Genomic DNA, 19,866 nt, shown 5'->3' on the forward strand with positions numbered 1-19,866 from the left:
AAAAGAAGCGAAAACTCGCTTCTTTTGCACCGCACTTTTCGATTTGTTTAGTTTGCACGCACTGCTTCTGCGATTTCTTCTGCACATTGTTGTGCAAGGGCACCATCTTCACATTCTACCATTACGCGAATCAATGGCTCAGTGCCTGATTTTCTTAATAAAATACGCCCTTTGCCCGCTAAGCGTTTTTCCACTTCCGCGGCAACTGCTTTGACTTGTTCGCTTTCTAATGGATTGCTACCACCTGCGAAACGAACATTAATTAACACTTGTGGGAATAATTGCACCGCACTGGCTAATTCATTAAGAGATAAGCGATGCTCTACCATTGCCGCTAATACCGCAAGTGAAGCAATAATGCCGTCCCCTGTAGTGTTTTTATCGGCAATAATGATATGCCCTGAGTTTTCACCGCCAAGCTGCCAGCCTTTTTCTTGCATTTGCTCTAAGACATAACGATCGCCCACATTAGCTCGCACAAATGGGATCGCTAATTCTTTTAGAGCTAATTCAAGACGCATATTACTCATTAATGTACCTACTACACCGCCTTTTAATCTGCCTGCACGCAAGGCTTCACGAGCGATAATGAATAAGGCTTGATCACCGTCCACTTTATGTCCAAGATGATCTACTAAGATCAAGCGGTCGCCATCACCGTCATAAGCTAAACCAATATCGGCTTTGGTTTCTAACACTTTATCTTGTAAGGCTTTAATATCGGTCGCACCACATTTTTCATTGATGTTCATTCCATTTGGCTGCGTACCAATTTCGATCACTTCTGCCCCTAATTCACGCATTACATTAGGGGCAATGTGGTAGGTTGCGCCGTTCGCACAGTCCACCACAATTTTGTAATTTTCTAGGCTTAAATGGGCTGGAAAAGTACTTTTACAAAATTCAATGTAACGTCCTGCTGCATCGTTAATACGGCTTGCTCGTCCAAGTTGCGCCGATTCCACACAATCTATTGGCTGTTCTAGCATAGCCTCAATGGCTTCTTCCACATCGTCTGGCAATTTGGTGCCTTGTGTAGAGAAAAACTTGATCCCGTTATCGTAATAAGGGTTATGAGACGCGGAAATCACGATCCCCGCTTCTGCACGGAAAGTGCGGGTTAAATAGGCAATAGCAGGCGTTGGCATTGGCCCAGTAAAGGCGGCAGAAAGCCCTGCTGCGGCTAAACCAGCTTCAAGTGCGGATTCCAACATATAGCCCGAAATACGGGTATCTTTACCAATTAATACGGTACCATACCCCTGTGTTGCGAGCACTTTTCCTGCAGCCCACCCCAGTTTTAAGACAAAATCTGGAGTAATCGGTGAATTACCAACTTTTCCACGCACACCATCAGTACCAAAATATTTACGCTCTGCCATTTATATATTCCTTTTATTTTTTATAATTATAAGATGATTACATTTATTTGCTGGCTATGCCATTTGTGTGGTTTGCCAAATTTTTAATGCGTCTGCGGTGGGTGCGACATCGTGTACACGCACAATTTTCGCCCCATTTATCACCGCAATTAATGCTGCTGCAACACTTCCAACAATACGTTTATCAACAGGCTTGTCTAATATTGCGCCAATCATTGATTTACGCGAAATACCTGCTAATACAGGATAATCTTGGGTGAATGTAGCTAACTGCTGCAATAACTGATAATTATGTTGAACGGTTTTACCAAAGCCAAAGCCCAGATCCCAAATAATATTTTCCTTTTTCATTCCCGCTGCTAAACAAAGTGCGGTACGATTTTCCAGAAAATTTAGTACCTCTTGCACCACATTTTCATAATGGGGATTTTGTTGCATTGTACGCGGCTGCCCTTGCATATGCATTATGCAGGTGGGCAAGGCTAATTGCACAGCGGTTTGCAGTGCATTGGGTTCTGTTAAAGCACGAATATCATTAATTAAATCCATTCCGACTTTGGCACTTTCTACCATCACTTGCGCCTTAGACGTATCCACAGAAATCCAGCAATCAAAGCGTTTTCTCACTGCTTCTACCATTGGCACAACACGCTCTAATTCTTGCTCAAGACTGACTTCTTCTGCCATTGGACGGGTGGATTCACCACCAATGTCAATAATGGTTGCGCCTTCGTTAAGCATTTTTTCCACTTGAAATAAGGCTTTATCGCGGTCAAAAAACAAACCGCTATCAGAAAAAGAATCTGGCGTAAAATTTAAAATCCCCATAATTTGGGGCTCTGATAATGAAAGGATTTTGTGATTAGCTTGTAACTTCATAATTTTTTGTTCTGCATCAGATAATAGTGATTATAGCGAAATATTTATGCAAACAAAATAAAAACTTGGTATATAATTTTTAGGATTATATTCCATTTTATAAAAGGAACGTTCAATGAAAAAACTACTTATTCCCTTCTTTCTTGCTGCTACATTTAGCCTAGCTGCTTGTAATGACCAAAATCAAACAGCAACGACAGTAAAATCACAAGCCCAAACTAGTGAAGAAAAAAACTTACAAAATTTTCCTGCACTTCACGTTAAGGACGTAACTGTTTTTGATAAGGATCAAGTTGTACCTGTTTCACTAGATGGTGTTAAAACAGAATCTCATGTCAATACCTTTGTTAATCTATCAGAAACTCAAGTACCCTGGCTAAATGAACTATTAATAAGTAAGCAATATGAGGAAGGCTTAAATTACTTCACAGAATTTACCGAAAGCTCAAATCAAAACAGTAACGAAGATTTAAAAGCCAATGCAACACCATCTAAGCAAAATTTAATGGATCTCTTTGCTAAGATCCATAAACATTCTATAGAAAGTGTGCAAGAGAGTGGTAGTATTGGATCCGAATTAGTCCTACACATGAGCTATATCGGTCAAAGAAATAATTTGGTTACATTCCGTAATGATATTTACACTTATTCAGGCGGTGCGCACGGCTTACAAATAGGAAGTTATCTTAATATCAATGTGGAAAAACAGTCTGTGATTTCTTTAGACGATATTATCGATAAAAAAGATCAGCCTACCTTATTAAAGGCATTATGGGAAATCTACTCAAACTTGCCAGAAAACAGCGACGGAACATTTACAGAGAAACAGGATTTCACTATTTCTCCGCAATTTTACTTTGACCAAAATGGGATAAACTTTATTTATCCGCCTTATGCATTATTTCCTTTTGTTTATGGTGAAACAAGGCTAACACTACCTTGGGATAGCGATGAGGCAAACTTAATTAAACTGAAATGGTAGAATAAAAAATAAAAGAAAGCGCCTTGCAAGAGGCGCTACTCGGAAAGCAAAATATGACAAACTGGCTATTTCAATAGCACTTAATTATTATGTATTGCAAAATACTCTATCTCGATTATCTCTGCAAATAGGAAAATTCAAATTTGTGAGGCAGTTCACGATTTATTTCTATCCCTTCCCCCTAAACCCCTAAATTTGTCTGTTACTCACAAAGCTAAGTAAAATAATTGAATAAAATGATAATTTTTTATTTTCATTTTAGGTAAATTAGCATAGCATATAATAATTACGTAATGTAATTGCATTAAATCAAGCACAACTACCTTAAGGAGTAACTATGAAATTTCGTGTTGTTGCACTCGCTACCACAGCGTTATTAGCTAGTACAGCAAGTTTTGCTGGCGTGGTAACTAGCTCATCAAATGTTGATTTTCTAGCTATTGACGGACAAAAAGCCAATACATCGTTATTAAAATCCAATAATTCATTCCAAACCAATGATTCTCAGTCTCACCAGGTGGTAGTCCGCGTAAGTGAGGTAATTCGTGTTGGCGGTTCTGACCGTACTTTATTTGAATCAAATCCAATTATCGTTACCTTCCAAGGAACTTCAGAAGATTTAGTGATCTCCGCTCCACATATTGAAACAGAAAGAGAAGCAAACGCTTATAATGAATCCCCAAGCATTAGTTTAAAAACTGTATCAGGTAAAAATGTACCCTTTAAGCAAGATCAGCTAAAAGGTGAAGGTTTTTTGCCTGGCTTAAATTTAATTGATAATCTTTCTGAATATAACGCCTCTGGTGCTGTGGCTGCCGTTTCCTCTTTTGCAACAAATACTATGCCAGCTGCCATCCCGACCTCAGCAAGAGCACAAAAAGGCAAAATTACCGTGCAAGGTGAAAATGTAGTAGAACAACAATTACAATATTGGTTCCAACAAGCCGATAAAGAAACACAAACACGTTTCTTAAATTGGGCGAAAAAACAAAAATAATCGCCAATTATTATTGAAAAAAGTGGGCTTTAGGCTCACTTTTTGCTATCTGGAGGAAAAATGCAAAATACCATTCGCCAGCTTGCAGAAAGCAAACATATTGCCTTGGTTGCCCATGATCACTGTAAACAAGATTTAATAAATTGGTGCAAAAAGCACCGCACTTTACTTTCTAACCATATACTTTATGGTACAGGTACAACAGGCAGTTTAATCCAAACAGAAACCAATTTACCGATCACCCCATTACTAAGTGGCCCAATGGGTGGCGATCAGCAACTCGGTGCATTAATTGCAGAACAAAAAATTGATGTGCTCATTTTCTTTTGGGATCCAATGAATGCCGTGCCACACGATCCCGATGTCAAAGCCTTGATGCGTATCGCAACAGTGTGGAACATTCCAGTGGCAATGAATATGGCAAGTGCTGATTTTTTAGTACAAAGTCAATTATTTAACCAAACTGTTGAAATTCAAGTACCCGATTATGCCAATTATCTCAAAGAGCGGTTAAAATAAATCGGTTTTTTACGAAAGTAAGGTATAAAAATGGCCGTCAATAACTGGCTGAATGCAAAAATTATCGCTACTATTCCTATTTTTATTGCAGTAAACATTGCTGCATTTTCTGTATGGCTATTTGATATTTCTCAACAAAGTATGCCATTAGTATTAGGAATTATTGCAGGAGGACTAGCAGACTTAGATAACCGCTTGACAGGACGTTTAAAAAACATTCTCTATACCCTGCTTGCATTTTCTATTTCGACACTTAGCGTTCAGTTTACCCTAGATAACGGCGTTGCATTCACGCTTTTGATGACGATGCTTACCTTTATATTTACAATGATTGGTGCACTGGGGCAGCGTTATAACACCATTTCTTTTGCTACTTTAGTGGTTGCACTTTATACCACCCTGGTTTATCAACCTGAAACACTGTGGTATCTCAACTCATTATTAATTTTATTAGGCGCATTGTTATATAGTATTACAGCAATTGTTGTTTATTTATTTTTTCCTAACCGCCCAGTGCAAGATGCGGTAGCCAAATCCTTTTTGGCGTTAGCCGAATATTTAGAAGCGAAATCTTTATTTTTTGATCCTGATGATATTGAACAGCTAGAAAGCAAACAAATTACCCTTGCGATGAAAAATAGCCAGCTCATCAATGCCTTTAATACTTGCCGTACAACTTTGTTTTACCGTATTCGTGGACAATATCGACACGCTCGAACCACACAAATGCTTAACTATTATTTTGCCGCACAAGATATTCATGAACGCGCTAATTCCAGTTATTTCGATTATCAAGTGTTAGCACAACAACTTAAAAATAGCGATTTAATTTTTCGTATTCAACGTCTTTTAGAGTTGCAAGCTCAAGCTTGTCGTGACGTTGCACTAAGCCTGCAGCAAAATACCAATTATAACTATAATTCTCGGTTAGATCGGGCAATAATTGGGGTGAATCAATCTTTTGAACATTATGCACAACGTAATAAAGACAATACACAAAATACCGCTATCAAGACCTTAATTAATAATTTACAAGGCGTTGATCGGCAATTACGCCATTTGGGGCAAACACCAAAATCTTCTGAACCACATTATCATTGGATAAAGATTCACGATGATAGCGATGCCAAGGGCTTTAAAAATATTTGGCTTACCATTCGTAGCCATTCCAGTTTTGATTCACAGCTTTTCCGCCACGCGGTAAGACTTTCTATTGTTATGTTTGTTTGCTGTACGCTAGTAGAGTTTTTACAGCTTTCACGCGGTTATTGGATTTTGCTTACCGCTGTATTTGTTTGCCAACCCAATTATACCTCGACTAAATTACGCCTAAAACAAAGAATTATTGGCACAATTTTAGGTGTAATAGTAGGTTCCTTATTACCTTACGCACATCCCACACTGGAACTACAAATGGGCTTAGTTGTAGCGACTAGTACACTATTTTTCTTTTTTCGTACAAATAATTACAGTTTTTCTACCTTTTTTATTACATTACAGGTATTAATTAGCTTTAATATTATTGGTATTGATATTCACTCTGCACTTTATTCTCGATTAATTGACACCTTAGCTGGTGCATTTATTGCTTGGATAGCTGTATCTTATTTATGGCCAGACTGGAAATATCTCCAACTCAATAAAGTAATTCATCAAGCGATTAAAAGCGATGGAAAATATTTACTTTACATCATTAGCCAACTTCAATTTGGCAAATCAGATAGCTTACAATACCGCATAGCACGCCGAAAAGCACACGAATATGCTACTGCACTTAGTACGATAATCTCCAATATAAGTAATGCACCCGAAAAATACCAAATTCACTTACAGCAAGGATTTCTTATATTAAAGTTAAATTATTCATTACTCAGCTACATTTCGGCTCTTGGCGCTTGCCGCAGACATATTAAGCAAATTGAACAACACATTGATTTTGTAGCTGAATATTATCCTATTGCAAAAAAAATTATTTATAGCTTAGAACATATTGAATCCCTATCACGACATGTATTTGATAAGCTACAAGAAAACATTACTCAATCTTTGTATAAACTCAATGAAAAACAAAGAGAAAGAGTAAACTCAACTGAAGTAGACATACTAATCCAACAATTGAATATGATCAGCCAAATCCTACCCCATATTTATGAGATTTTTCACAATCAAAAAACACTTGACAAGTTTTAGAATAGTGCAAAAAACTAGATTTTATTTTTTCTCTGATAATCTATATAAGATTAATATCTTTCTAATTTAGAGAGAGCAAGACATTTATATGCAGGGTCCAGCATTTAATTCTTATTATGTTTAGAAATTCAATAATAAAAAGCAAATTACTGGACATCTCTTTTTATATATTACGCTAAGTTGCAAAATCAAACTAAAAACCACCGCACTTAGTTGGTTACTGATGATTATTGATAATTAATGAATCTCACCAAACTCCCCTTTGTTAAACGCGTTGAATTTTTCGATTAATTCTGCGCGGGTGTTCATAACGAACGGCCCGTAGGCTGCAATTGGCTCATCAATTGGCACACCGCTGAGTAGCACCATTTTCACGTTTTCATCGCCTGCAGTGATTTTCACTTCGCCACTTTCGTGGTTGAAAATCACCAATTCCGTTGGATTCGCACGGTCGCTGTCGTTGATCACGGCAGATCCGCGTAATGCCACCAACATAAAATGATGCGTTTCTGGCACGTTAATGGTGATGCTGTAGTTTACGTTAATATCCATTTCCCACATATTTAACTCAGTAAAGGTGCGAGCAGGGCCTTTTACGCCGTCCAATTCACCTGCAATAATGCGTGCTGTACCTGCATTATCCGCAAAGTGATAAGTTGGAATATCTGCCGCTTTAATACTTTGATAACCTGCTGGGGCATTTTTGTCTTTCGCTGGTAAGTTTACCCAAAGTTGTAGCATTTCAAACATTCCGCCTGTACGGCTGAAATTTTCGCTATGGAACTCTTGATGAACGATCCCATTTCCTGCGGTCATCCATTGTACATCGCCTGTGCCGATTATGCCGCCGTTACCATCGCTATCGCGGTGTTCTACTTCACCTTGTAACGCGATTGTGACAGTTTCAAATCCTGCGTGTGGATGTGCACCTACCCCTCTTGGCACGCCATTATGAGGTTTAAACACCATTGGCATTGCATAATCTAGCATTAAGAACGGGCTTGTGACTTTATCTTGTTGGCTATGTGAAAATAAAGATGATACATAAAAGCCATCACCCACCCAGTGTTTTTGTGGTGCGGTATAAACTCGATTTACTGTACGCATCATTTTTTCTCCTAAATTTTATCAATTCTGTTTTTTGTGATGCCCTGAATATTCAGAGCAGTTATTCATTAATAAGTCGCAACTTGCATTCCACCACGTTGCGCTTCACGCAATTTGGTTGGGGTAACATCATTGCCGTCTGGATCAATCACACTTACGGTGGATAAAATATTGGTTAATTGTCCACGGATTGCCGCTAAATAACGCTGACGTAACGCACTACGCTCATTTAATTCTGCTTCAGAAAGTGCGGTAACTTTTGCTTTGCGAGCTAATTCATTAATTCTATCTAATTCCAAAATACGCATTTTCTTTCTCCTAAACTGTTTGCTTATTTCTTGTGGCGTAGTTTATACTTGTTCCATATAGTGAACAATAGTCAATTTTAAAACTTAAGGTTCTATTTATGCAACAAATTGATCTCAATGATATGCGCTTTTTTGTTACCGTAATCCAATCTGGTAGCCTAACCCAAGCAGCTGAACAGCTGAACGTGCCAAAATCTCGCTTAAGCCGTCGTTTGACAGAATTAGAGAATCAACTGGGCAGCAAACTACTGGATCGCAATCGCAATGGCACACGTCTAAATGATCTAGGTGAGCATTTTTATCAACACGCCTTAATTGCTATGGAGGCGGCAGAAAGTGCGGTAAATTCTGTGGCTGATTGTCTAGCCAAGCCCCATGGTTTGCTGCGCATTTCTGTTTCCAGTGAAATTTTGCGTTATTGGCTTACGCCACATTTATCTCACTATGTACACCAACACCCCGATGTTGAGCTGAATATTACAATGGAAAACCGCCGTGCGAATTTATTGCAAGAAGGCGTGGACATTGCCTTACGCATTGGAGAGCTTGATCTTGATGATGTGGTTGCCAAGCATTTGCTAGATATTGCTTCTGGGGTTTATGCCTCTGCCAACTATTTGAAAGAAAATGACACACCACAAACGCCACAAGATTTGAAAAGCCATCGCTTGCTGCATAAAAGTGATGGCCAAAATTGGCTTTTCAAGCGGGGGAATCAACGCGAGTTGCTCCAAACTAAAAAAGCCTTACAAGCTAATGATGCCTCAGTATTAGCAGAATTGGTCGAAAATAGCTATGGCATTGCCCTGTTGCCAGAACTGACGGGCTTAATTCAACCTCATTGGCAGAAGTTATTACCAGATTGGCAAGTGGAAAGCGTGCCTTTATATGCCATTTATTATAAAAATCGCGGGCTTGCGCCAACTGTGCGGACATTTGTTAATTTTTTGAGCAAAATAGCAAAAAATTAACAAAAATAACACCGCACTTTCTATTCAGGGATTGAGCAAGGGAAACAGATAAAGTAAGATTAATTCCCTTTTGAAAACAACTTATACAACAAATACAGGAAAACACAATGAAAGTATCCATTATCGGTGCAGGCGCTGTGGGCGTAGGCATTTGTAATTATCTTCTTACGATGGGTGAATGCCAAGAAGTGGTCTTGGTGGATCTCAATAAAGAGCGTACCCGTGGCGAGCAATTGGATTTTAGCCATACCAGTGCATTAACCTTTGCTAAAAACACCAAAATTATTTCTGGCGAATATGAAGACACTCGTGATAGCGATGTGGTTGTCATCACCGCTGGTGCACAAATTAAAGTGGGACAAGATCGCTTAGAAATTGGTCATATCAATGCAAAAATCACCGTAGAAATTGCCCATCAATTAGAACGCTACTCTCCAAATGCGATTATCATTGTGGTTACCAATCCGTGCGATATTTTGACCCATTTTATTATTCGTAACACAAACTTCCCAGCACACCGTGTAATTAGTGCTGGTTGTGTAGTGGATACGGCAAGGATGATGAAAATTATTGCCGATAAAGTCAAAATTGATCCGAAAAACGTGTTCGGTTATGTAATGGGGGAACACGGCGCAAATAGTTTTATTCCTTGGAGTATCGTAAATATCGCTGGACAAAAAATCGATGATTTTTGCCTGCAAAATGATGTGCCTATGCTCGATCCGCAAGAGCTACTTAAAGCCACTAAAGCCATTGGTTTAGAAGTATTCAGCTTAAAACTCAACACCAACCACGCCATTGCTGCTAGTGTGTTCCGAATTATTCGCGCAATTAGTATTAATGAATACTCTGTGTTGCCAGTTGGCACAATGCTCAACGGTGAATACGGCTTACACGATGTGGTGGTAAATGTGCCGATGGTCATCAACAGTAACGGCGTAGAACGTATTTTGAAATATAAACTGCCTGCCGATGAACTAGAACAACTTCACCAATGCGCCAAAGCCTTACGCCAAGTAGTAGAACAAGTGGCTGAAAGTACAGGTTTAACTTGTTAATAACACAGCATAATAGGCGAATATAATTCGCCTATTATTTTATAAAAATTACCGCACTTTCAAGGAAACAAAATGACAAATAGCAAACAACTTAGCCCAGAATTACGTTTACAACAATACAATGAAATCCCTGTCATCGTGTTGGATCACCAAATGGGTAAAGCCTTGATCTCGCTTCAAGGGGCACATTTATTTAGCTGGCAGCCGAAAGGTGCACAGAAAGATGTGTTTTGGCTAAGTGAAATTGAACCTTTTACCTTAGGCAATGCTATTCGTGGTGGCGTGCCGATTTGCTATCCTTGGTTTGGTGGGGCAAAATCTCCTGCGCACGGTTATGCGCGAACCAGTTTATGGCAACTGAGTGATTATGAAATTGAAGCAAACAAAGTGCGATTGGAATTTTGTTTATTTTCTTCAGATCATTTGATCGAAGCCAAAACAACGATGATCTTTAGCCAAGATTGCGAAATTATTTTTCAGCATTATGGACAAGAACCTGCCCAACTTGCTTTACACAGCTACTTTAATTTAAGCGATGTGACCAATGTAGAAGTGCAAAACTTACCAGCCGAATGTTTCAACGCATTAACGCAACAGCAAGAAAATGTGCCTTCTCCACGTTTAATTGATCAGCATATTGATTGCATTTATACGGTGCAATCCCCTGTTTCTCATCAAATTGTCGATAAAGGGGACGGGCGTACAATTAATGTCGCACATCATAACGCAAGCAATGTGGTGCTGTGGAATCCTTGGCATAAAGCCACTGGCGGAATTAGCGAAACAGGTTATAAAACAATGGTTTGCTTGGAAACCGCAAGAATTGCACAACCACTGCAACAAGGCGAACGCTGTGCGGTGAAGATCTCGCTTAATCCATAAAGTGCGGTGATTTTTTAACAAATTTTAGGGCGAAGATTTTCGCCCTTTTGTTTTTCATTTGGCTGATTCTTACACCCAGCCCATTTGGTGCAAAATGGTTAAACCTAAAGCAGAAATAAACATTGATGCGAAAGTAGTAATGCCAATAATGTTCGCTGCCGTGTTGGCGTTGCCGCCCATTCCACGTACCATTGCATAAGCCGCGGCCGCCATTGGCGTGGCATTCATTAAGAAAATCACCCCCAAATTCACGCCGCTAAAGCCAAATAATTTCCCCAGTAACACCATAAAAATCGGTGCAACAATCACTCGCCCTATGCTTGCCCATAAAGAAATGCCTGAAATTTTATACAAGGCTTTTAATTCAATGCTGACCCCAGCGCAAATCAACGCAAGCGGTAAGGTCATTGTAGCAAGATATTGGATTGTAGTGAGCATAAATTTAGGAATGGCAAGTTTTAAGTAACTGGCTAAAAAGCCTAATACTATGCTGATAATTAAGGGATTTTTTACCACGTTTAAGATCATTCGTGGAATATTCACTTTGCCGTCAGAAAGGGATCGGCTTAAGGTGATCACACCTAACACATTATAAATAATCGCCGTGGTGGCGGCATAAATGGTGGCGGGCACTAATGCGGCATCGCCATAGGCATTTAGGCAGAATGCTAGCCCTAAAATACTACAATTTCCGCGATAAACGCCTTGCACGAAAGTGCCACGTTCTCGCTTTTCTTGCACAAATTTTGCGGCGAAAATTTCTGCACAGAGAAACAACAATAACGTTCCTAACACGCACGCCCAAATCATCACCAATTGTTCATTCAGTTCAGCAATGGGATTTTTGAATACATTAAGAAAAAGTAAGGCGGGCAAGGTGATTTTGAACACCACGCTGGTGGCTTGTTGGCTGAATTTATCGTCAATCACTTTGCGTTTTCGCAAGCCAATGCCAAGTATTAACAACAATAAGGTCGGTAACGTTACGCTTATAGAAAAAAGCGCGGAACTCCAAAAATCATTTTGCATATTGCCCCCATATCGCTACTGTGTGTCGTTTATTGCATATTGCCACATCGTAGCACATAATACGATTAAAAAAAGTGCGGTGAAAAATTTCGTGATTTTCAACCGCACTTTACTTTTTCATTTTATGCCATTATGCGCTACGGCTGGCTAAATAGCGTTCTACCGTATCCACAATGGCTTGCGTTTGTGGATCGATTTCAATATTCACTAAATCCCCCACTTCACGCTTGCCAATCAAGGTGCGATGAATCGTTTCTGGGATAAGGTTTACACAAAACTCGTTGCCTTTCACGTCCACAATGGTCAGGCTGATGCCATCAATGGCGATAAATCCCTTAGTGAGAATATATTTCATCAAGGCAGGAGCAGGCAACTCGAACCAAATTTGCAAGTTATTTTCTGACACAATGCGTTGTGATACCTTAGCGATGGTGTAAACGTGGCCAGATAGAATATGTCCACCGATTTCATCACCCATTTTCATCGCGCGCTCAATGTTCACCCAATCCCCTTGCTGCAATTGACCTAAATTGGTAATGCGTAGGGTTTCGGTCATTAAATCAAAGCTGACTAAATCTCCTTCAATTTTGGTGACAGTTAAGCATACACCGTTATTTGCCACAGACGCACCAATTTCCAGATTTTCGGTTAATTCCTGTGGCATTTTCACTACCTGTGTTCTAAAATGAGATCTTTCATCAATAGAATGAATTTGGGCAACGCCCTGCACGATTCCTGTAAACATAATTAGCTCTCTTATCTTAAAAATCATCACCGTAAATTCGGTAAAACTTACAATAGTATATAACAAATTCGGATATTTTTATGTTATTTAGTTTCATTCAACATCATCGCCAAGAAATGGGCAAATTGGTGGCAATCGCTTTCCCGATTTTACTGGCGCAAATGGCACAAAATTCAATGGGTTTTGTGGATACCATTATGGCTGGTCGCGTCAGTGCTGCCGATATGGCGGCGATTTCGGTGGGTGCATCCATTTGGTTACCGCTGATTTTATTAGGGCACGGTTTACTGCTTGCCTTACCGCCGATTATTTCTTATCTTAATGGTTCAGGTCAACGCCAACGGATCGCCCATTATGTGCGACAAGGTATGTGGGTGGTGGTGTTAAGCTGTATTCCCCTTGGCTTGTTTATTTATTACAGCGATTATGTCATCAGTCATATGAAAATGGAGCCTAGATTGGCACAAATCACCATTGATTATCTGCACGCGATGCTTTGGGGCTTACCCGGTTATTTGCTGATGATTAATTTTCGCTGTTTAAATGATGGTATCGCCAAAACGGCGCCAACAATGCTGATCACCTTTGCTGGCTTATTTCTTAACATTCCACTTAATTATATTTTTATTTACGGTAAATTCGGTGTGCCAGCCTTTGGTGCGGTGGGCTGTGGTATTGCAACGGCAATTGTGAACTGGGCAATGTGCTTAATGATGATTAGCTATTCGCGCCAAGCGCGCAGCCAGCGTGATATTCATCTTTTTGATAAACTCATTGAAAAACCTGATTTTTCCACCTTAAAAAAGGTACTAGGTTTAGGCTTCCCTATTGGTATTGCGTTATTTTGCGAAGTGGCATTATTCGCTCTTTCTTCCCTTTTGCTCTCCCCACTGGGTACAGATGTAGTAGCAAGCCACCAAGTGGCTTTAACAACGAGTTCATTTATTTTCACCTTCCCCATTTCCTTAGGAATGGCAACCACCATTTTAGTGGGGCAGCGTTTAGGCGAAGGACAATTAAAGCAAGCCAAAGTGGTGTTTCACTCTGCCCTTGCGGTGGGATTAGCCTTAGCTTGTATTACTGCGTCTATCATTGTGTTATTCAACCAACAGATCCCGAAAATTTATGTTACCGATAAACAAGTGATCCTTATCGCTAGCCATTTACTGTTAATTTCTGCCTTATACCAATTTTCTGATACCATTCAGGTGATCACCGCAGGTGCATTACGTGGCTATAAAGACACTAAATCCATTTTATATATCACAATGTTCTGTTATTGGGGCATTGGAATGCCATTGGGCTATATGTTATCGCGTACCGATTGGCTAATGCCAAGCATAGGTGCGGCAGGATTTTGGGTGGGATTTGTGGTGAGTTTAACTGTCGCCGCCGTGCTGCTTATCCAGCGTATTCGCAAAATTCAGGCCTTACCTGACCAAGAAATTTTGCAAAAACTAAAAGCAATTCAATAGGAAAATCAAATGGAAAAAATCATTAATGTCGCCATTGCCGGTTTTGGAATGTCCGCCAAAACTTTTCATATGCCTTTTTTAGATCTCGATCCGCGTTTTCAAGTGTGTAAAGTGTTTGAACGTAGCAGCGAAAAAGCGAAACAGGCCTATCCTTATCTTGAAGTGGTACATCAATTTGAACAACTGCTCAGCCCTGAAATTGACTTGGTGATTATCACCACCCCCAATCTCACCCATTATGAAATGGCAAAACAAGCCATTTTGGCAGGGAAAAATGTTATCGTAGAAAAACCCCTTGCAGTTTACCCTGCCCAAGCCGAAGAGCTAGATAAACTCGCCAAACAGCATAATGTAATGCTTTCGGTTTACCAAAATCGCCGTTGGGATAATGGTGCTTTAACGGTGAAAAAACTGCTTGAGCATCAAATATTGGGCGACATTGTGCATTATGAAATGCGTTACGAACGGTTCAGCCAAAAACCTAATAGCAAAGCGTGGAAAGAAACGGGCGAATTTGGTTCTGGACTGGTTTATGATTTAGGCGTGCATTTGATCGATCATTGCGTGGATTTATTCGGCATTCCCACCGCACTTTATGCGGATATGAAAGCACAACGTGCAGGCGCGAAATCGGAAGATAACTTTGAAATTATTTTCTATTATGCGGACAAAAAAGTGGTGCTGTCTTCCACTAAATGTGCCCGCGAACCAGCCCCTTACATTATCCTACAAGGCACTAAAGGCAGCTACATTAAAGCCACAATGGATAACCAAGAAGCCTTGTTGCTAAAAGGCATAAAACCACAAGGCGATTGGAACGCTGAGCCTGAAAAAGACTGGGGACTACTCCACACCGAAATCAACGGCATTGTTATTCGCAGCCCCATTGAAACTGAACGCGGCAACTACCAAGCCTATTACGATAATATTTATGCGGTACTCACCGCACAAGCCTCATTACAGGTTACCGCCCAACAAGCCACTAACGTGCTGAAATTGATTGCATTGATCTATGAAAGTGCGGATAAAGGAATGTGTTTACCGATTAATTTATAATGAAAAATCCACCTAAACTAGGTGGATTTTTATTAGAATATTGTCTCTGCAACATTAAGGAAAAATGTAATAATTAAGGCATTACTAATATTACTAATAAAGCCACCGATTAACGGCACAACAAAGAAAGCAATCTTGGAATAGCGATAACGGGCGCAAACCGCGGTCATTGTCGCCATTGAAACAGGAACAGCTCCTAATCCAAAACCTGAATGTCCTGTAGCTATCACTGCTGAATCGTAATTTTTACCACATAATCTAAAAGTAATGAAGACACAAAATACATAGCACAATAAGGCTTGCAAAACCAAGATAATAATTAAAGGTATCGCCAAATCGGCAAGTTTCCATAATTGCATGGTAATAATCACCACAGAAACGAAAATGGCTAGCGAAATCTCTCCAATAATACCTATCGTTTCATACAAAGCTTGGTTATCACGCTTTCTCGTATCCAAAATTAAACGTAAAATCACTCCACCTAACATACTCATTACGTGAATAGGAATATTCACTTTAGGAAATACTACTTGTGTAAGGTAAAAGAGCGTTTGCCCAATGCCGCAGGCCAAAAGTAATAAAAATGCTGCCTGACTTGAACGTCGATAACTAATTTTTGCAAGAATACCATTTTCTTCACGTTCAATAACCTGTCCATTTTCTACTTGATGTTCTAAATGATGTTTTTTTATCAAACCTCTTCCTAACGGTCCACCAAGCATACAGCCAGCCACTAAACCAAAGGTTGCGGCAGCAATTGCAACCTCCATCGCGCCAACCGCACCTTGCTGTTCAGCTAATGGTGCAAACGCAGCAGCATTGCCGTGTCCTCCCGTCAATGGAATAGAACCTGCCATTAATGCAGTTAATGGGTTCATATCCAGCAATATTCCAACACCTAGTGCTAAAACATTTTGCAAAATCGCCAATGTAGCTGCTAATATACTGAAAATAAGGACTAATTTCCCACCTTTCTTTAATAGCGCAAAACTTGCTGCAACCCCCATCGCTGCAAAAAAGATATTATAGAAAAACGTATTAATCGTTTTATAATCAAACTGAAAGGAAATTAAATCTAGACTATGGCTTAAAGTTGTTAACGAAGCAAAAATTACACCACCAATAACAGGAGAAGGAATACAATATTTTTTCCAGATTGGAAATTGCTGCCGAATAAACTCGCCGACATAAATAACTATCACTGCAAGTGCTAAGGTTTGAAACATTCCCACTTTGATTAACATAACCACCTCCTCATTTACATTTTTAACATAAATTTAACATTCATATCCTAGTCAAATATAAACTGAACACAAGAATAGATATTAAAAAATGTGAAGTAGCTCAACGTTTTCCAAATAAAAATGCACCATCAATGGTGCATTCTTGTTTATCTTATCTATCTACTGACAACTATTTGCTAAATACTTTCACATTCTCAAACCCACTTTCTTTTAAATAAAGGGCTTGGAGTTTGCTCATTACGCCGCGTTCGCAGTAAAGAACGTAATTTTTGCTTTGGTCTAATTCTGGGAATAAGGTAGAAAGTTTATAGAACGGAATTAAACACACTTCCTGCCCTGCCAGTTCCAACGGGTTTTCATCTGTTTCTTCGGGGCTGCGGATGTCAATAACGATGTCGTTTTTGCCTAATACAGAAATGGTATCCACTTCCACCACTTCTTTTGCCGTTTGTTCTGCAATTTGACGAATATCTAAATATTGCGCATTTTGTACCGCACTTTCTAACACGCTGAAATCAAAATGATTTTCTTCACTAAGAATTTTTTCTCGCACCGCTTTAACCGTTGGATTTTTTGAAATCACGCCACAAAATTCAGGCATTGATTTAGCAATATCGTCTGTGCCAATCTCTTTTGCTATGGCAATAATGTGTTCTTTATCGTGAGTGATAAGTGGGCGTAACACAAGGACGTCTGCAGCTTCATCAATCAGGCGTAAATTGGTGAGGGTTTGGCTTGAAACTTGACCGAGTGCTTCGCCTGTCACAATGGCTTGGATACCAAAACGCTCTGCCACTTTGCTTGCAGCGCGCACCATCATTCGTTTTAACACCACGCCCATTTGGCCATTGTCGATTTTCTCTAAAATTTCTGCCACTACAGGCTCAAAATTAATCGCCACAAAACGCACTTTGTGTGAGACACTAAAACGATTCCAAATGTGATATGCCATTTGTTTTACGCCAATTTCGTGTGCCGCACCGCCCAGATTAAAGAAGCAATAATGCACGCGCGAACCACGGCGAATGAGCATATAGCTTGATACGCCCGAATCAAAGCCGCCTGAGATAAGCGAAACGACATCTTCTTGCGTGCCAATAGGATACCCCCCCAATCCTGTATGGCGAGCTTTAACCAACATCATTTTGTCGTCTTCAATATCAATGCGAACGGTAACATCGGGTTTGCTGAGTTTCACTTTCGCACTGGCAATGTGCTGATTTAAGCCACCGCCTACATAGCGTTCCACATCAAGGGAAGAAAAATCGTGCTTGCCTTTGCGTTTTACACGTACACAAAAAGTTTTATTTTCAAGCAACGGTGCCACATCTTGCAAAGTCTGTTGGAAAATATCTTGCACGTTGTTGAACGGTTTTTCTTCCACTTCGAGAAAATGATGAATGCCGGGAATTCGTCCTAATAGTTCTATTAATAAGGCACGATTCTCCGCATTTTTTGACCGCACTTCGATATAATCCCAGTGCTTCACCACGGCCACCGTGTCATCATATTTATTCAAAATATTGCGAATATTCCCTGTCAAAATTTTAATAAAGCGCTTACGCACGCTTTCACTTTTAATCATAATTTCAGGGAAAAGTTTAATAATAAATTTCATTGGAATACTTCTGTTTTAAGCAAAAAAATTGGGCGGTATTGTACAACATCTTTTGCAAATCCCCAATTTTTCTCGTCCGCTGCTCGCACCAGTTTTAGCGCTGAGCAAGGGAAACAAAAGTGCGGTGCTTTTTTCTGAGATTTTTTGCGCAACAATCTTGCTATAGGCTTTAACAAGTCCATAAAAATACAGTACAATGTAGCATTTATTCAGGTTGAATTTAGGAAAAACAATGGCTCGTAAACCTACCACAGACGAAAACAGCTTAGATTTTGAAACTACCTTAACTCAATTAGAAAGCATTGTTACCCGTTTAGAAAGCGGTGAATTGCCTTTAGAGCAGGCGTTAAAGGATTTTGAAAACGGGATTAAGCTGGCGCAATTAGGTCAAACGCGTTTACAACAAGCGGAACAGCGTATTCAAATTTTGCTTTCTAAAAGCGATAAAGCAGAATTAAGTGACTATCAAAACAACGAATAAGAACCCAATAACTAAGCCACTGCTATGTACCAATTTGCACAGGATTTACAACAACTTCAACAGCGGATTAATCAATTTCTCGAACACCAATTTGAGCAAATTGACACGCAACCTTCCCCCCTTGCAGACGCAATGAAATATGCGCTTTTATTGGGTGGAAAGCGCGTTCGTCCGTTTTTGGTTTATGCCACAGGCAGAATGCTAGGGGCAGAATTCGTGCATTTGGATTATGCTGCCGCTGGTATTGAAGCGATTCACGCTTATTCTTTAGTTCACGATGATTTACCTGCAATGGATAATGATGCACTGCGCCGTGGCCACTCCACTTGCCATATTGCCTTTGATGAAGCCACCGCCATTCTAGCAGGGGATGCGCTGCAAGCCTTTGCTTTTGAATTACTGAGCCAAACGCCAAATTTATCTGCCGAACAACGCCTTGCTTTGGTAGCAGAATTGGCGAAAGCGTCTGGCGTGCAAGGAATGTGTTTGGGGCAAAGCCTTGATTTGCAAGCTGAGCATCAACAAGTCAGCCTTACGGAATTGGAAAGAATTCATCGCAACAAAACGGGCGCGTTGTTACGCTGTGCATTAAAAATGGGCTTTCTTTGTTCACCGCATTTTGTCGACAAACAACTTTGCCAACAGCTCGAACGCTATGCTGATGCCATTGGGCTGGCGTTCCAAGTGCAAGATGATATTTTAGATATTGAAGGCGAAAGTGCTGTGATCGGCAAAACCGTGGGCGCGGATTTAGCCGCGGATAAAAGCACTTACCCAAAATTACTCGGCTTGCAAGGGGCGAAAGAAAAAGCGCAAGAACTTCATCAACAAGCCCTTGATGCCTTAGCCAAATTACCTTTTGATAGCTCGCCATTAAAGGCATTGAGCGAGTTTATTGTAACAAGAAAAAATTAATATATTGGACACCGCCTAAGCCTTATAC

At 40.0% G+C, this 19,866-nt stretch carries 19 protein-coding genes; 11 read left to right on the top strand and 8 right to left on the bottom strand.

The window, feature by feature from the left end:
- Positions 1–47: 47 nt before the first annotated feature.
- Both glmM and folP read right to left on the bottom strand, forming a co-directional pair.
- Positions 48–1,382 carry a phosphoglucosamine mutase gene (gene glmM / locus L5B71_RS02380; protein WP_265756785.1) on the bottom strand — a complete coding sequence of 445 codons (1,335 nt, stop codon included), beginning with the start codon at positions 1,380–1,382 and terminating at the stop codon, positions 48–50.
- Between the two features lie 54 nt (positions 1,383–1,436).
- Complete coding sequence (gene folP, locus L5B71_RS02385; RefSeq protein WP_265756786.1) at positions 1,437–2,261, bottom strand: dihydropteroate synthase; 825 nt, start codon at positions 2,259–2,261, stop codon at positions 1,437–1,439.
- Positions 2,262–2,376: 115 nt separating this feature from the next.
- Here folP and L5B71_RS02390 point away from each other — a divergent pair, with 115 nt between their 5' ends.
- The 4 genes from L5B71_RS02390 to yccS all read left to right on the top strand — a co-directional run bounded on the left by L5B71_RS02390 (position 2,377) and on the right by yccS (position 6,949).
- Positions 2,377–3,243 (top strand): RsiV family protein, encoded by an 867-nt coding sequence (locus L5B71_RS02390; protein WP_265756787.1) that lies wholly within the window; start codon positions 2,377–2,379, stop codon positions 3,241–3,243.
- A 337-nt stretch (positions 3,244–3,580) separates the two neighbouring features.
- Positions 3,581–4,240 carry a curli polymerization inhibitor CsgI-related protein gene (locus tag L5B71_RS02395; RefSeq protein WP_265756789.1) on the top strand — a complete coding sequence of 220 codons (660 nt, stop codon included), beginning with the start codon at positions 3,581–3,583 and terminating at the stop codon, positions 4,238–4,240.
- A gap of 60 nt (positions 4,241–4,300) precedes the next feature.
- A complete protein-coding gene (mgsA, locus tag L5B71_RS02400) occupies positions 4,301–4,759 on the top strand; it encodes a methylglyoxal synthase (protein WP_265756790.1) in 459 nt (152 codons plus the stop codon).
- Between the two features lie 30 nt (positions 4,760–4,789).
- Positions 4,790–6,949 (top strand): YccS family putative transporter, encoded by a 2,160-nt coding sequence (gene yccS, locus L5B71_RS02405; protein ID WP_265756792.1) that lies wholly within the window; start codon positions 4,790–4,792, stop codon positions 6,947–6,949.
- A gap of 237 nt (positions 6,950–7,186) precedes the next feature.
- Here the strand turns inward: yccS and L5B71_RS02410 are convergent, their stop codons facing one another.
- Complete coding sequence (locus L5B71_RS02410; RefSeq protein WP_442780731.1) at positions 7,187–8,059, bottom strand: pirin family protein; 873 nt, start codon at positions 8,057–8,059, stop codon at positions 7,187–7,189.
- 65 nt (positions 8,060–8,124) lie between these two features.
- Entirely contained in the window at positions 8,125–8,364 is a 240-nt protein-coding gene (locus tag L5B71_RS02415) for a DUF896 domain-containing protein (protein ID WP_265756793.1), read from the bottom strand.
- A gap of 98 nt (positions 8,365–8,462) precedes the next feature.
- On the opposite strand from L5B71_RS02415, the gene L5B71_RS02420 reads away from it, so the two are divergent.
- The 3 genes from L5B71_RS02420 (at position 8,463) to L5B71_RS02430 (ending at position 11,275) form a co-directional block, all read left to right on the top strand.
- Positions 8,463–9,335, top strand: a complete 873-nt coding sequence (locus tag L5B71_RS02420; protein ID WP_265756794.1) for a LysR family transcriptional regulator — start codon at positions 8,463–8,465, stop codon at positions 9,333–9,335.
- Positions 9,336–9,442: 107 nt separating this feature from the next.
- Positions 9,443–10,393, top strand: coding sequence for a lactate/malate family dehydrogenase (locus L5B71_RS02425; protein ID WP_265756795.1), 951 nt, complete (start codon positions 9,443–9,445; stop codon positions 10,391–10,393).
- A gap of 72 nt (positions 10,394–10,465) precedes the next feature.
- Positions 10,466–11,275, top strand: coding sequence for a D-hexose-6-phosphate mutarotase (locus tag L5B71_RS02430; RefSeq protein WP_265756797.1), 810 nt, complete (start codon positions 10,466–10,468; stop codon positions 11,273–11,275).
- Positions 11,276–11,344: 69 nt separating this feature from the next.
- Here L5B71_RS02430 and L5B71_RS02435 read toward each other — a convergent pair whose 3' ends face one another.
- On the bottom strand, positions 11,345–12,304 hold the full coding sequence (locus tag L5B71_RS02435; RefSeq protein ID WP_265756799.1) for an AEC family transporter: 960 nt from the start codon (positions 12,302–12,304) through the stop codon (positions 11,345–11,347).
- A gap of 130 nt (positions 12,305–12,434) precedes the next feature.
- A complete protein-coding gene (locus L5B71_RS02440; protein WP_265756801.1) occupies positions 12,435–13,049 on the bottom strand; it encodes a riboflavin synthase subunit alpha in 615 nt (204 codons plus the stop codon).
- An 80-nt stretch (positions 13,050–13,129) separates the two neighbouring features.
- Here L5B71_RS02440 and L5B71_RS02445 point away from each other — a divergent pair, with 80 nt between their 5' ends.
- Positions 13,130–14,524, top strand: coding sequence for an MATE family efflux transporter (locus tag L5B71_RS02445; protein ID WP_265756802.1), 1,395 nt, complete (start codon positions 13,130–13,132; stop codon positions 14,522–14,524).
- 9 nt (positions 14,525–14,533) lie between these two features.
- Positions 14,534–15,580: a Gfo/Idh/MocA family oxidoreductase gene (locus tag L5B71_RS02450; protein WP_265756803.1), complete on the top strand. Its 1,047-nt coding sequence runs from the start codon at positions 14,534–14,536 to the stop codon at positions 15,578–15,580.
- Between the two features lie 32 nt (positions 15,581–15,612).
- On the opposite strand, the gene L5B71_RS02455 is transcribed toward L5B71_RS02450, so the two are convergent.
- A complete protein-coding gene (locus L5B71_RS02455) occupies positions 15,613–16,824 on the bottom strand; it encodes a sodium/glutamate symporter (RefSeq protein WP_265756804.1) in 1,212 nt (403 codons plus the stop codon).
- A 169-nt stretch (positions 16,825–16,993) separates the two neighbouring features.
- Entirely contained in the window at positions 16,994–18,442 is a 1,449-nt protein-coding gene (gene thiI / locus L5B71_RS02460; protein ID WP_265756805.1) for a tRNA uracil 4-sulfurtransferase ThiI, read from the bottom strand.
- A gap of 232 nt (positions 18,443–18,674) precedes the next feature.
- Here thiI and xseB point away from each other — a divergent pair, with 232 nt between their 5' ends.
- Positions 18,675–18,923: an exodeoxyribonuclease VII small subunit gene (gene xseB / locus L5B71_RS02465; protein ID WP_265756806.1), complete on the top strand. Its 249-nt coding sequence runs from the start codon at positions 18,675–18,677 to the stop codon at positions 18,921–18,923.
- 24 nt (positions 18,924–18,947) lie between these two features.
- On the top strand, positions 18,948–19,838 hold the full coding sequence (ispA, locus tag L5B71_RS02470; protein ID WP_265756807.1) for a (2E,6E)-farnesyl diphosphate synthase: 891 nt from the start codon (positions 18,948–18,950) through the stop codon (positions 19,836–19,838).
- Positions 19,839–19,866 lie beyond the last annotated feature (28 nt).

This window comes from Avibacterium sp. 21-586, from assembly GCF_026226775.1.
Taxonomy (GTDB): domain Bacteria; phylum Pseudomonadota; class Gammaproteobacteria; order Enterobacterales; family Pasteurellaceae; genus Avibacterium.